At 68.7% G+C, this 12,493-nt stretch carries 15 protein-coding genes; 5 read left to right on the forward strand and 10 right to left on the reverse strand.

What is annotated here, in order from left to right:
- Nucleotides 1-303: 303 nt before the first annotated feature.
- Nucleotides 304-2,361, forward strand: coding sequence for a GNAT family N-acetyltransferase (locus tag ACIQMX_RS33815; protein ID WP_402483862.1), 2,058 nt, complete (start codon nucleotides 304-306; stop codon nucleotides 2,359-2,361).
- Nucleotides 2,358-2,837, forward strand: coding sequence for an ASCH domain-containing protein (locus ACIQMX_RS33820; protein WP_308120369.1), 480 nt, complete (start codon nucleotides 2,358-2,360; stop codon nucleotides 2,835-2,837). Before ACIQMX_RS33815 ends, ACIQMX_RS33820 begins: the two co-directional genes overlap by 4 nt.
- On the opposite strand, the gene ACIQMX_RS33825 is transcribed toward ACIQMX_RS33820, so the two are convergent.
- Genes ACIQMX_RS33825 through ACIQMX_RS33835 form a run of 3 tightly spaced genes read right to left on the reverse strand, consistent with a single transcriptional unit; the run spans nucleotide 2,834 to nucleotide 5,994 of the window.
- Complete coding sequence (locus tag ACIQMX_RS33825; protein WP_402483951.1) at nucleotides 2,834-4,084, reverse strand: MFS transporter; 1,251 nt, start codon at nucleotides 4,082-4,084, stop codon at nucleotides 2,834-2,836. The two genes, ACIQMX_RS33820 and ACIQMX_RS33825, sit on opposite strands and share 4 nt — an antisense overlap.
- Nucleotides 4,075-4,539: an ArsI/CadI family heavy metal resistance metalloenzyme gene (locus ACIQMX_RS33830; RefSeq protein WP_103492408.1), complete on the reverse strand. Its 465-nt coding sequence runs from the start codon at nucleotides 4,537-4,539 to the stop codon at nucleotides 4,075-4,077. Before ACIQMX_RS33830 ends, ACIQMX_RS33825 begins: the two co-directional genes overlap by 10 nt.
- A 60-nt stretch (nucleotides 4,540-4,599) precedes the next feature.
- Nucleotides 4,600-5,994: an NAD(P)-binding domain-containing protein gene (locus ACIQMX_RS33835; RefSeq protein ID WP_402483865.1), complete on the reverse strand. Its 1,395-nt coding sequence runs from the start codon at nucleotides 5,992-5,994 to the stop codon at nucleotides 4,600-4,602.
- Nucleotides 5,995-6,098: 104 nt separating this feature from the next.
- Here ACIQMX_RS33835 and ACIQMX_RS33840 point away from each other — a divergent pair, with 104 nt between their 5' ends.
- Nucleotides 6,099-6,464 (forward strand): helix-turn-helix transcriptional regulator, encoded by a 366-nt coding sequence (locus tag ACIQMX_RS33840; RefSeq protein ID WP_103492409.1) that lies wholly within the window; start codon nucleotides 6,099-6,101, stop codon nucleotides 6,462-6,464.
- Nucleotides 6,465-6,485: 21 nt separating this feature from the next.
- Here ACIQMX_RS33840 and ACIQMX_RS33845 read toward each other — a convergent pair whose 3' ends face one another.
- Nucleotides 6,486-6,812, reverse strand: coding sequence for a metalloregulator ArsR/SmtB family transcription factor (locus tag ACIQMX_RS33845; protein WP_355972203.1), 327 nt, complete (start codon nucleotides 6,810-6,812; stop codon nucleotides 6,486-6,488).
- Between the two features lie 64 nt (nucleotides 6,813-6,876).
- Between ACIQMX_RS33845 and ACIQMX_RS33850 the strand changes: the two genes are divergently transcribed.
- Nucleotides 6,877-7,920, forward strand: coding sequence for a flavin-containing monooxygenase (locus ACIQMX_RS33850; protein WP_402483867.1), 1,044 nt, complete (start codon nucleotides 6,877-6,879; stop codon nucleotides 7,918-7,920).
- A 48-nt stretch (nucleotides 7,921-7,968) separates the two neighbouring features.
- On the opposite strand, the gene ACIQMX_RS33855 is transcribed toward ACIQMX_RS33850, so the two are convergent.
- Genes ACIQMX_RS33855 through ACIQMX_RS33875 form a run of 5 tightly spaced genes read right to left on the reverse strand, consistent with a single transcriptional unit; the run spans nucleotide 7,969 to nucleotide 10,608 of the window.
- Nucleotides 7,969-8,946 carry an arsenic resistance protein gene (locus ACIQMX_RS33855; RefSeq protein WP_402483953.1) on the reverse strand — a complete coding sequence of 326 codons (978 nt, stop codon included), beginning with the start codon at nucleotides 8,944-8,946 and terminating at the stop codon, nucleotides 7,969-7,971.
- Nucleotides 8,880-9,494, reverse strand: a complete 615-nt coding sequence (locus tag ACIQMX_RS33860) for a MerR family transcriptional regulator (protein WP_402483869.1) — start codon at nucleotides 9,492-9,494, stop codon at nucleotides 8,880-8,882. The genes ACIQMX_RS33855 and ACIQMX_RS33860 overlap by 67 nt, the downstream gene beginning before the upstream one ends.
- Before the next feature lie 34 nt (nucleotides 9,495-9,528).
- Nucleotides 9,529-9,852, reverse strand: coding sequence for a hypothetical protein (locus ACIQMX_RS33865; protein WP_402483871.1), 324 nt, complete (start codon nucleotides 9,850-9,852; stop codon nucleotides 9,529-9,531).
- Complete coding sequence (locus ACIQMX_RS33870) at nucleotides 9,833-10,279, reverse strand: MerR family transcriptional regulator (protein WP_402483872.1); 447 nt, start codon at nucleotides 10,277-10,279, stop codon at nucleotides 9,833-9,835. The genes ACIQMX_RS33865 and ACIQMX_RS33870 overlap by 20 nt, the downstream gene beginning before the upstream one ends.
- Complete coding sequence (locus tag ACIQMX_RS33875; protein ID WP_402483874.1) at nucleotides 10,276-10,608, reverse strand: hypothetical protein; 333 nt, start codon at nucleotides 10,606-10,608, stop codon at nucleotides 10,276-10,278. The genes ACIQMX_RS33870 and ACIQMX_RS33875 overlap by 4 nt, the downstream gene beginning before the upstream one ends.
- A 274-nt stretch (nucleotides 10,609-10,882) precedes the next feature.
- Between ACIQMX_RS33875 and ACIQMX_RS33880 the strand changes: the two genes are divergently transcribed.
- Nucleotides 10,883-11,356, forward strand: a complete 474-nt coding sequence (locus ACIQMX_RS33880) for a GNAT family N-acetyltransferase (RefSeq protein WP_402483955.1) — start codon at nucleotides 10,883-10,885, stop codon at nucleotides 11,354-11,356.
- A gap of 57 nt (nucleotides 11,357-11,413) precedes the next feature.
- On the opposite strand, the gene ACIQMX_RS33885 is transcribed toward ACIQMX_RS33880, so the two are convergent.
- Nucleotides 11,414-12,493 carry an ArsO family NAD(P)H-dependent flavin-containing monooxygenase gene (locus ACIQMX_RS33885; protein ID WP_402483876.1) on the reverse strand — a complete coding sequence of 360 codons (1,080 nt, stop codon included), beginning with the start codon at nucleotides 12,491-12,493 and terminating at the stop codon, nucleotides 11,414-11,416.

The raw sequence follows: 12,493 nt of genomic DNA on the forward strand, positions 1-12,493 counted from the left end.
TTTCGGCCTTCCGGCCGGCGTCTCCCATCAAACGTCGTCACGCCGCAGGAGGTTGGGCACATGCCACACCGTAAACCTCGTCGTGCCTATCGATGAGCCCACCGCCTGGCCCCCCTCCTCCCCGTCCCCTGAGAGCCGGGGTTCGGCAGGCAGCCACCGGGTCCCGTGCAAAGCGGGAGGCGAATTGTGGCCGAGTGCGCTGTATTTGATCAAAAAGCGCCTTGGCCCGACTCAGCCCCTCCTGTAAGCACTGACTCAAAGGATCAGCTCCACCCGCTATGGGCTGATCCGGAGGGGGTTCTGATGGTGATCAAGGTGCTGCCCGTTTCGGAGTCGCAGACCGACTTGCTTGACGCAGCCGTTTCGCTGGGGGACAGGTACACGAAGACGCTCGGTCTGCTGACGCCTCCGGCTTACCGCAAGGCGGCGGAGGACGGCGGTCTGCTGGTGGCACTCGACGGGGACGAACTGCTTGGCTACGCACTGTTCGGGCTGCCCAAGCGGAGCCCCCACGTGAGGCTGGCGCATCTGTGTGTGGCGGAGGAACACCGTGGCAAAGGGGTTGCTCGTCTACTGATCCAGACGATCCGAGAGCGCCACTCCCAACGGCTCGGCATCAAGGCGAAGTGCCGTCGCGACTACGACCTCAGCGGAATGTGGTCGAGTCTGGGCTTCGTGCCCCGAGGGGAGGCGCTCGGGCGCGGGCGTGACAAGGAGACTCTGGATGGCTGGTGGCTGGACCTCGGGCATGCTGACCTCTTTGCTGAAGTGGAGAGCGACGCGCTGCTGGTCGTGACCGTGGATCACGGAGTGTTCGCGGACATCGGGGGCGGGAAGCCGGGTGGCGAGGCGGAGGAGTCTCGGGCTCTAGAAGCAGGCTGGCTGGCAGACCTCATCGAGCTCGCTTTCACGCCTCAGCTGCTGAGGGATGTGCGGGACGTTGCAGCCCATGCAGAACGGCAGCACCAGCGAGCTGCTCTGCCGAGCATGCGCCAGATCACTCCGGATCCTGATGCTGTGGCCTCACGCCACGGCGAGCTGATGACTGCCATTTCCGAGAGGCTGCCGAATCTGCAGCTGGACGCGACCCTGCGGAGCCGGCTGCACTACGTCGCTGAGACTTCCTGCGCCGGTCTTCAGGTTCTAGCCACCAGGGATCCACTGCTGTTCCGGCTGGCAGACGTCGCCTGGGAGGTGGCCGGAGTAAAGGTGGTGTCCCCGGCGGTCGTGACCCTGCACGTCGACGAATTGCGGCAGGCCCAGGTCTACCGGCCGGCGGATCTGTTGGGCACTGAGTTCTCGGCAGGGGAGGTTGCTCAGGGAGCTGAAGGCGAACTGGTCGCGTTCTTCGATCAGGCGGACGGCGACAGCGGCTCCGCCTTCGAGGAGCGGCTCAGAGCGCTGGGGACGGATTCGGTGCTTTGGCGTCGAGAACTGCTGCGAGATGGGGAGGGGCACCCAGTCGCCTTGTACGTATGGGCTCTTGATGGCAGAACGTTGACCGTCCCCGTACTACGGACCGCCTCACACGTCCTGGAGGAGACGCTGGCCCGGCAGTTGCTGTTCATGCTCAAGCGCCTCGGCCGAGAAGGAGGCGCCCAGGTGGTGCGCATCACTGATCAGCGCCCCTCGCCCGTGGCCCGGGCAGCCGCCGGGGACGACGGCTTCTTTGAGCAAGCCGACGGGCTGACTGCGCTGCTGGTCGACGTGTGCGGTGCGGCCACTGAAGTCTCTTCCGCTGCCAGGGAAATCGCAGGGCGCCTGACCGTTGACGTCACCGCGCTTCACGCCGGCCTTCCGCCCGAGGTGGCAAGTCTGGTCGAGCGCGCCTGGTGGCCGGCGAAAGTCACTGACTCCTTGATGCCTTCCTTCCTCGTGCCCATCGAACCGCGCTGGTCGGCAGAACTGTTCAACGTTCCGGCCATGTTGTTGCCGCGGAGCGACGTCCTGGGCATCAGTAGGGAGCACGTCTACTACCGCTCGTCCGGGCACCGAAGCGAGAGCGTCCCCGCGCGGCTGCTCTGGTATGTCAGCAGGGGAACGTCGGGCGCTCAGGGCAAGATGGTGATCGGCAGCTCCCGGTTGGACGAGGTGCTGATCGACGAGCCGGATGCCCTGTTCTCGCAATTCGAACACCTGGGCGTATATGGTCGGAGTGAAGTGCGATCGGCGGCTGATTCCTCGGGTCGTTCCATGGCATTGAGGTTCTCGGACACCGAGATCTTCCCGAGGCCGGTGACGCTGGGGCGTTTGAACGTACTCGCCCAGAGCCTGGGGCTACCGTTGTCGCTGATGTCGCTGTCGAAGATCAGCAGTGCGCTGTTCCAGGCGGTCTACGAAGAGGGGCACCGAAAGACGTGAGCCATTCGGAACGCGCGATGCTGCTGTCCGTCCACCCTCGATTCGCCACGGCGATCCTGGCCGGGAGTAAGACAGTGGAGGTCCGGAGGCAGCGCGTTGCCGCTCCTCCCGGCACCGCCGTACTCCTGTACGCCACGGCGCCCACGATGGCCATCGTGGGTGTGGCCCGCATCGCAGCGGTCCAGGTGGCCTCACCCAGGGAGGTGTGGTCGGTCAGTCGTACTCGGGCGGGCATCAGCAGGCGCGAATACGACGAGTACATGAGCGGCGCTGTCCAGGCCAGCGGTCTCACTCTGGAGGACCCGGTCACCTTCAGCGACCCCGTTCCACTGAGTGCTCTGAGGGCCGCTGGTTCGTTCCACCCGCCGCAGAGCTATCGGTACTTGAAGAGCGATGATCTGCGGCAGATGGCCAAGGCTGCGCCCACGGCGAACGCCACCCTGCGCGATGTGCTCAGCGAACTTGTACCCGCCTAGTTTCCGTGGGCCGGATCAAGATCAACGGTGCTGGCCTTGACCACAGTGTTCAGCGCGATCAGCGCCGCAAATGCGGAAAGCGCGGCGAGCAGAGCGAAGAAGACTGAATAGCCACCGAGTGGTGAGGCCAGCGCCGCGCCGGCGAACGGGGCGAGCGCTGCGGCCGTGGTCGCAGGTGCTGCGAGGAGTCCGGACAGGCGGCCGTAGTGGGTGGTGCCCCAGCGGTCGGTAATGGCGGTCGCTTGTAGCAAGGTGAGGTTGCCGCGAACCATCCCGGCCGCGACCGACAAGGCGACCAACAGGGCGTAGGGGCCGGGTGTGAAGGCGAGGGTGGCTGTGGTGACGCCGCCGAGCGCGATCAGCGTGGTGGTGCGCGCGATGACCCTGGTGTGGCGGGCGAGTGTCGCGTACAAGGTGCGGCCAAGGGTTTGGCCCGCGCCGCCCAGGCCGAGCGCCCAGGCAGCCTGGCTGGTGGAGTACCCACGCTCCAGTAGAAGCGGGACCAGGGCGACGACGACGGCGTAGACAGTGAATGCGGAGAGGGTCAGTGCGGTGGCCAGCATCCAGAATGGCCGGCTGCGCGACACTGCGGTCGAGGATTCGCCGGCGTGAGCTGTTGCGGGCGGTGCCTCGGGCCAGGGTGCTCTCAGTGCCAGGGCGTGGGCGGGCACGGTCACCGCAGCGAGGATGAGGGCGAGAACGGCATACGTGGCCCGCCAGGTCAGGTGGTCGGCGAGCATGGCCGTCAGGGGTGCGAAGACGGTCGAAGCCAGCCCACCGGCGAGGGTGACGACGGTAAGGGCGCGGACGTGGTCGGGTGCCCACCAGCGGGTCAGTGCGGCGAAGGCAGGCTGGTAGAAGGTGGCCGCCATGGCCAGTCCTGCCAGCAGCCAGCCCGTGAAGAACACCGGCAGGTTGGGGGCGGCGGCAATGACGAGGAGGCTGGCCACGCCGAGGACGGAACCAGCGGTCATGACGGTGCGCGGACCGCGGTGGTCGATCATCCGGCCGACTCGGATCCCGGCGAAGGCGGAGATGAGCAGGGCTGCGGAGAATGCGGCTGTCGTGGCGCCGGTGGGCCAGCCGGTGTCTGCGGTGATGGCTGGGTTCAGGACGGGGAAGGCGTAATAGATGACGCCCCAGCTGGTGATCTGTGTGGCGCATAGAGCAGGAAGTACGGCGCGGGGCCGCGACCGGTCCCCTGTTCCGGTCGCGGCCCCGTGGGCGTCGAGCTTGGTTACGGGCAGCAGCCACCAGCCTCGACGGGCGCTGGCGGGCCTGCTTCGGTGACGGGGCCCTCGCAGCAGGTGCTGTTCTTCTGCTTGGCCATTGAGTCGGCGTCTGCCTTGACGACGTAGACCTCCCACGGTTCCTTGCCGGGGCCGTGGACCCAGACCTTGTCCTGGAGGGCGTAGCAGCAGGTGGTGTCGTTCTCGATGTCGGTCGCCAGCCCTTGGTCCTGGAGACGGGCTGTGGCGGAGTGGACTTCTTCGGTGGCGGCGACTTCGACGCCGAGGTGGTCCATGCGTGTGTCTGCGTCCGGTGTGCCCTGGACGAGGACCAGCTTGAGCGGTGGGTCGGCGATGGCGAAGTTGGCGTACCCGTCGCGCAGTTTGGCCGGCTCGGTGTCGAAGAGCTTGCTGTAGAAGGCGATTGATGATTGGAGGTCGGGGACGCGCAAGGCGAGTTGTATGCGTGACATGACGTTCCTCCAGACTCGGAGTGGTAGCGCCCAGGCCGAGAGCGGCCTGGGTGCGGTGTTTCAGGACCCGCAGCACCCACCGGACGCTGTGTCCTCGGCGACTGCGACCGGCACGGAGATGCCGGTGCCGATCTGTACGAGGGCGGGTGCCGGAGCGCAGCAGCCGCCTTCGTCGGCCTGGCCGGCTGCGGGGCCGTCGAAGAGTCCGGCGCCGCCGCAGACTCCGGTTTCGGGGAGGGTGAGTTCGACGCGGTCGGCGGACTCGGTGTCACCGGCGATGGCGGCGGTGACGGAGCGGACCTGTTCGTAGCCGGTCATGGCGAGGAAGGTGGGGGCGCGGCCGTAGGACTTCATGCCGACGAGGTAGACGCCCTTTTCGGGGTGGGACAGCTCGCGGTGGCCGTGCGGGTACACGGTGCCGCAGGAGTGCTGGTTCGGGTCGATGAGCGGTGCGAGCTCCACCGGTGCCTGCAGGCGCTCGTCCAGGGCGAGGCGGAGCTCGGACAGGAAGGACAGGTCGGGGCGCAGGCCCGTCAGGACGATGACCTCGTCCACCGGGTCGAGGCGTCGGCCGTCCTCACCCACGAGGGTCAGACGATCGTCGGCAGTGGGCTCGATGACCTCAGTGCGGAAGCCGGTGACGGCGTCGGCGTACCCGTCGTCGACGGCGGCCTTGGCGGCCAGGCCCAGGGCGCCTCGGGCGGGAAGCTGGTCGGCGCTGCCACCGCCGAAGGTGGACCCGCTGATACCGCGGCGCAGGATCCACACGGAGTGCGTACCTGGTTCGTTCTTTGCGAGGTCGGCGAGGGTGGCCAGCGCGGTGAACGCAGAGGCCCCGGAACCGATGACGGCTGTGCGCTTTCCCGCGTACCGGGCCCGGACTGCGGGGTCCTTGAGGTCGGGGATGCGGTAGGAGATGTGGGCGGAGGCGGCGCGTTCGCCGAGGGCGGGCAGCCCGTCGGCGCCGATCGGGCTGGGGGTGGACCACGTACCGGACGCGTCGATCACGGCCCGGCCGAGGATTCGGTCCTCGGTGCCGTCGGCGAGCGTGAGGCGGACGGTGAAGGGCTGCTGCTCTCGGTCGGCGTCGACGATCCGGTCCCGGCCGAGGCGCGAGACGCCGGTGACGGTGGCGCCGTAGCGGACCTTGTCTTCGAGGACGTCGGCGAGCGGCTGGAGGTACTGCTCGGCCCAGTCTCCGCCCGTGGGGTAGATCTCCGCGGCGGGCTTGGTCCAGCCGGTCGGCGCCAGGAGCTTCTCGGCGGCGGTATCGGTCAGTTCGTTCCAGGTAGAGAAGAGCCGTACGTGCGACCAGGCACGCACCGCGGTGGCCGCGGAGGACCCGGCTTCCAGGACCAGCGGTTCGATGCCTCGCTCGACGAGGTGGGCGGCGGCTGCGAGCCCGGCAGGGCCGGCGCCGATGACGACTACCGGAAGGTTTGCAGTGGTGGTCATGGCGGTGATGTCCTCCGGGATGGGCGACCGCACCCGGCCGCTGTTTTGATTGCTGTCTATATTCGAAGCTTGCCACTCGCATTGATGAGTGTCAACATAGACACATGTCGAAGTCAGAGGTAGTGGAGCTGCCGGTTCTGGACCCCGTAACGGCGGTGCCGTGCTGCCCGCCGATCACTGCGGGAGAGCTGTCGCAGGATGACGCGGAGCGGATGGCCCTGATGTTCAAGGCGCTGTCCGACCCGATCCGGCTTCGGCTGTTCTCCAGAGTCGCCTCACATCCCGGCGGCGAGGCGTGTGTGTGCGACATCCAGGACGTCGGCGTCTCCCAGCCGACGGTCTCCCATCACCTGAAGAAGCTGCGCGAGGCTGGCCTGCTTACCTCGGAGCGACGCGGAACCTGGGTCTACTACCAGGTAGCCCCGTCCGTCGTGGCGGCCATGGCCGCCATGCTTGACCTGCGCAGCTGACCTCCCGCCCGCCCCTGCGGGTCAAGTGGCGCAGTCGGGCGGGCAGCAGTTCGCCAGATACGCCTGGAGTGCGGAGAGGCGCTGGGCCATCGTGGCACCGTCGGCCCGGTAGTAGACCTGCTTGCCGTCCTTGCGGGAGATCACCAAGCCACCGCGGCGCAGCAGGCTCAAGTGCTCCGAGGTGGTCGACGGCTTCAGGGCACAGCGGTCGGCGATCTCGCCGACCGTCAGCTCGATCCCGCCGGCGAACTGCTGCAGCACTTTCTGGCGGGTTTCGCTGGCCAGTGCCTTGAGGAAGTCGGCCGTCGCCGGATCCACGCGGGTCGTACCAGCGCCGTCTTCTGTCACGGCTTCCTGCCCAACATTTCGTCACATCCCGAAATAACGACTAAAGCGAAGGGTCTACTTTCTCATGGAGCATGCCGATCTCATCGTCATCGGCGCCGGACAGTCCGGCTTGGCCACCGCTGCCCTTGCCCCGCGTCATGGCTTCACCCGCGTGCTGGTCCTGGAAGCCGCGGAGAAGCCGGGCGGGTCTTGGCCGCGCTACTACGACAGCCTCACGCTGTTCTCCCCGGCCCGGTACTCCTCCCTTCCCGGCATGCCGTTCCCCGGCGACCAGGACCGCTACCCGCGCCGGGACGAAGTCGTGGACTACCTGCGCGACTACGCCAAACGCCTGCCCGCCGACATCCGCACCTCGACCTCCGTCACCTCTGTAGCGCAGCAGGACGGTGCCTGGTCCGTGCTTGCCAGCGACGGGCGGAAGTTCACGGCTGGGGCGGTCGTCGCCGCGACCGGCGACTACGGCACGCCCTTCACTCCGGACCTCCCTGGCCGCCAGGACTTCGGCGGCCAGGCACTGCACGCCGCTGACTACCGCAGTCCCGACGTGTTCGCGGGGAAGCGGGTCGTCGTGGTCGGCGGAGGCAACTCCGCGATTCAGATTGCTGCGGACCTCGGCGTGGTCGCTGACACCACCCTGGCCAGCCGGCGCCCGATCGGCTGGTTGGCCCAGCGCCCGCTCGGCCGGGACCTGCACTGGTGGCTCAAGCACACCCGCCTCGATATCGCCCCGATCCGACGGCTACTGGCGAAGGTCCCCGTCTCTGTGATCGATGACGGCCACTACCTGGCTGCACTGGACCGGCATGGCGTTGAACGCCGCGACATGTTCGCCCGGTACACGAACGAGGGCGTGGTGTGGGCCGACGGAACGAAAGAAGCCATCGATACAGTCCTGCTCGCCACCGGCTACCAGCTCACCTTTCCCTACCTGCACAGCAGCGGCGCCCTCGGCTCCGACGGCGCACCGCTCCACAAGGGCGGCATTGCCACCACCGTGCCGGGCTTCGGTTTCGTAGGCATGGAGTTCCAGCGCAGCTTCTCCTCCAAGACTCTGCGCGGCGTCGGCCGCGACGCGGGGTACGTGCTGTCCCGTCTGCAGAGGCGCTGAGCGACAGCGGCTCTGTGCGTGAGAACTGGTTCTGGCTCAACTTCTGTTTTAGCCGCGAGGCGCTGTTCCTGTACGGGAGTGGGCGCTGGGGGCTGGAAGCAGGCGTGGGACCGTGCGGACGTACACGACCATGCCGATCACCTCGACGAGGGTCTGGGTGACCACGACAACTGCGGCGACGGCCAGGGTGTCAGGCAGCGCCAGGGCGAGGGGGAGGACAACGAGGGAATTGCGGGTCGCGCCGGTGAACACGATGGCCCGCCCGTCGGGGGCGTCAAGACGGAAGAAGCGGGCGACGCCGAGTCCGGCGAAGGCCATCACGAGCAGGAACAGGACGTAGAAGGGCACCACTCGGGCCATGTCGGCCAAGCTGTCGCCGAGCTTGGGAACCTGGGAGGCCACCACGGTCAGCAGGGTCGCGGCCATCAGCGGGACCATGGTGGTCCCCATCGCATCAGCGACCTTCTGCCCGGCTGTGCGGCGGGCCGCCCATGCCTGGGTGAGCCAGGCCAGGGCGAGCGGGATGACGATCAGGATCAGGAACGCTTCGAGGAACGGGCCGGCTTCCACGATGCCGGCCAGGTCGGAGCCCATGAACAGGAACAGGAACAGGGGCAGCAGGATCATCTGGGCCAGCAGGAGCAGCGGGGTCGCGGCCAGGAGGCGCTGGCTGCTGCCGCCGGCTAGCCCGCTGAAGACGATGACGTAGTCGACGCACGGCGCCAGCAGGACCAGGAGCATGCCCAGGCGGACGGCCTGGTCGGCGGGCAGGAACGGGAACATGGCCGCCACGACAAGCGGCACTACCACGAAGTTGACCACCAGGGTCGCGGTCAGGAACCGGCCCGCGCGCAGTGAGCGGAGCAGGTCGGCGGCGGGCACCTGCAGGAACGTGACGTAGAGCAGCACGGCGAGCACCGGGTTGATGGCGTGCTCCAGGCTCGGCCCGGCAGAGGGGGCTACCCAGCCGACCAGGCCACCGGCCGCCAGGGCGCCGATGTAGACGGCGACCTGATGGCGCTCCATGGCTTCGACCAGGCCGGATGACTGCGACAACGTATGTGCTCCTTGCTCAGGGACATAGCGAGGTGGGGGAGAGCTCCTGGCCGCAGAGGCACGGAACCGAGGTGTGGGCGGTCGAGGGTCACGCCGGGGTGTGGGCGGGGACCAAAGGCGAGGAAGGCGCAGTGCGGGTCGCAGCGGTCCTCACGGTCGGGCAGCTCGTCCAGATGCTTCACTGCCTGGTGGAGGGAGGCGGTGAACGCGGCCAGCTCGACTGCCCGTCGCTCGGCCTCCGCGATCCGGGCCACGACCCGCTCGCGCAGGTCGGCCTTCACCTCCTGGCAGGCGCTCGCCTGCCACACCCCGAGCAGTTCGGCGATCTCCTCCAGCGGCAGGCCCAAGTGCTTGGCCGCCCCGATGAACGCGAGGCGGTCGACCGCGTCCTGCCCGTACAGGCGGTACCCGGCCGGGGTCCGCTCGGCGGGCAGCAGACCGGCGGTCTCGTAGAACCGCAGGGTGGTCGCCGGGACGCCGCTGCGTTCGGCGAGCTGGGAGATCCGCATCGTGCTCATCGGTCGACCGTAAACCTTCACCTCGACTCGAAGGTCAAGCCCGGCGGCCCCCGCCCGTGATCTTCAACGGGTCCCCCGACGCCTTGCAGCCACACCCTTCCCCGCCCATGGCCTTCGTCGAGGAGGAGCAGGAACAGGAGCCACGACGCCGACCGAGCCACCAGGTCCCTGCCGCGAGTACCGAAAGGACGAGGGCGACAGTAGGCAGCCAGCCCACCACCGCCCCGGCGCCTGCGCCGACGACCCCGGCCGTGATCAGGACCGGAAGCGCGCAGCACGCCACGCAGGCCAGAGCGGCCAGGCCGCCCAGGGCCTTCGGCGCCTGGTGAGGGCGTGGATCAGCAACAGGGTCCGGCATGACGGTTCTCCTCGGCAAGGTCGGTGAAGGGGATGGGGCAGCAGGGGCTTCCGGCACAGACGGCCAGGTCGTCGCACCCGGCCTCGACTGCCGCGGCCAGGGTGGTCCGGATGGTGGTCAAGTCGGAGATCTTCGCGTCGACCTCGGCGAGCTTGGCCGCAGCGCGGTCATGGAGCCCCGCGACGGGGCGGCCGTGCCGATGGCGACCCGCCTCCAGCAGCTCGGCGACCTCCTCCAGCGTGAACCCGAGTCGCTGCGCGGCCTTGATCACCCGCAGCGCGGTCACCGCTTCCTCGCCGTACAGGCGGTGACCGCCGTTACTGCGGTCCGGCTCGGCCAGCAGACCGCGCCGCTCGTAATAGCGCAGGGTCTGGACGTTCACCCCGGCCGCCTCTGCGACCTGCCCGCTGCGCAGCCCCGCACTCACCGCCGGCCTCCGGCGGCGGTCCGTGCGGCCAGGGCCTCCAGGACCACGGCGTGTTGCTGGTCCACCGCAATGTCCAGGCCGATCAGGTTCTCGCCCGGGGTGACGGTGAAGGCGAAGAACGAGCAGCAGCCGCCCTCCCGCTCCGCCAGATCCCGCACCTGCTCCTCGATGCCGGGTCCGCCGGCCAGGTCCAGGTGCAGCCGCAGCGGTCCCGGCCGCGACATCGAGGTCAGGTGCTCGGTGAACAGCTCATCCCACTCTGCGACCCGCAGAGGGCGTTCCTCGGTGGGCAGCGTGCAGGACTGCGGCACCCACGCCAGATCACTCATCGCGCTCACTCCCGTCGTCGCGTCCCCAAAAAAGGGGGAACACCTCCGACGGTAAACCTGTACCTAGGTACCGATTGCAAGTGTCCTGCGTGACCGACCGGGCCATAGACCGGGCCGGCGGCATACGGCCGCACCCGCGTCGCATCCGTCCGTAAGCCGGAGCACTGAGATGGGAGGGGGCCTGTTCGACCCGTCGCCGCAACGCGGCACAATCGGCGCCAGCATCGTGCGGCAGGAAGGAATCGCAGTGCCCGCGCAGTTCACCCTCACCCCCATGCTTGCCGAACACGCCCAGCAGGTCCTGGCGATCTACCAGTCCGGGATCGATGAAGGCAACGCCACCTTCGAAACAGCCGCCCCCTCTTGGGAGGCGTTCGACAAGTCCAGGTTGCCTCATCACCGCCTGGTCGCGCTCACCCCCGACGCGGCCGTGGTCGGCTGGATTGCCGTCTCGGCTGTCTCTGCCCGCGCCGCATACGCCGGCGTGGTCGAGCATTCCGTCTACGTGCACCCGGACGCCCGCGGGCTGGGTATTGCTCGCGCTCTGCTGCACGCATTGATCGCGTCCACGGAGGCGGCCGGGATCTGGACCGTCCAGTCGGGGATCTTTCCGGAGAACGCGGCCAGTCTCGCCTTGCACCAGCAGGCTGGGTTCCGCGTCATCGGGACTCGGCAACGCGTCGGCCGACTCCATGGCATATGGCGGGATGTGCAACTGATCGAACGCCGCAGTCATCACGTCAATTGAGCCGCCCCAGTCGTGCCGCAATCGAGTCCGTTGCCGGAGGCGCCGGCTCGGATGCCTTCAGCGGCTGAGGAGTTCAGCGATCTCTGCGGCGGCGTCGCGGGCCGGGCGGCCGACGCCGATGAGGGTGGCGGAGGCGGGGCCGGTCCAGTCGCCGTAGCCGAGCAGGTGCAGGCGCGGTTCCCCGGCCGCCCGCGTGCCGTGCGTGGGGATGTGGCCGCGTGGTCCCCGAAGGCCCAGCGGGGCGAGGTGGGACAGGGCGGGGCGGAAGCCGGTGCACCAGATCACGGCGTCGGCTGCGGCCCGTATGCCGTCCGCCCACTCGATGCCGTCGGCGGTGAGCCGGGTGAACATCGGGGACGCCTTGAGCAGTCCGGCATCCCGCGCCTCGCGAACGGGCGGGACGGCGACGATGTCGCCCAGGGAGGCGACGCCGCCCGTATCGGTGCGCCCTTCGTCCAGTGCGCGGCGCCGGGCGGTCGCGGCGTCGAACAGGGCCCGGCCGTCGATGTCGTCGGCAAGGAAGCGTGGGGGGCGCTGGGTGACCCAGGTCAGGTCGATGGCGTCGTGAGTGGCGAGGTCGGCGGCGATCTGCGCCCCGGAGTTCCCGCCGCCGACCACGACGACTCGCTGCCCGGTGAAGTCGGACGGTCTCCGGTAGCCGCTGGTGTGCAGCTGACGGCCGGCGAAATCGTTCCGCCCGGGGGTGGCGGGCAGGAAGGGGCGCCACCAGGTGCCGGTCGCCGAGACGACGGCCCGGGCGGACCAGATGTCCTTGTCCGTCTCCACCCGCAGCCGGTCGCCGTCCCGGCGTACCTGGTGGACCCGGACCGGGCGGTGAACGGGCAGTTCGTAGCGCTGCTCGTAGTCGCTCAGGTACTCCACGACGTGCCCGGCATCCGGGTACTCGTGGCCCGGCTGGGCCGGCATGATCCGGCCGGGCAGCGAGGAGAAGGCAGCCGGCGAGAACAGGTGCAGGGAGTCCCAGGTGTGCTGCCAGGCCCCGCCGGGTGCCTCCTGCGCGTCCAGGATCACGAAGTCCAGCTTCTTGCGGCGCAGGTGGTATCCGGCGGCGAGCCCGGCTTGCCCGCCGCCGATCACCACCACGTCCGTCTGCCTGGTCACGGCGTCAGGACGCAT

The sequence above is a fragment of the Streptomyces sp. NPDC091416 genome, from assembly GCF_044756845.1.
In the GTDB taxonomy this organism is placed as follows: Bacteria; Actinomycetota; Actinomycetes; order Streptomycetales; family Streptomycetaceae; genus Streptomyces.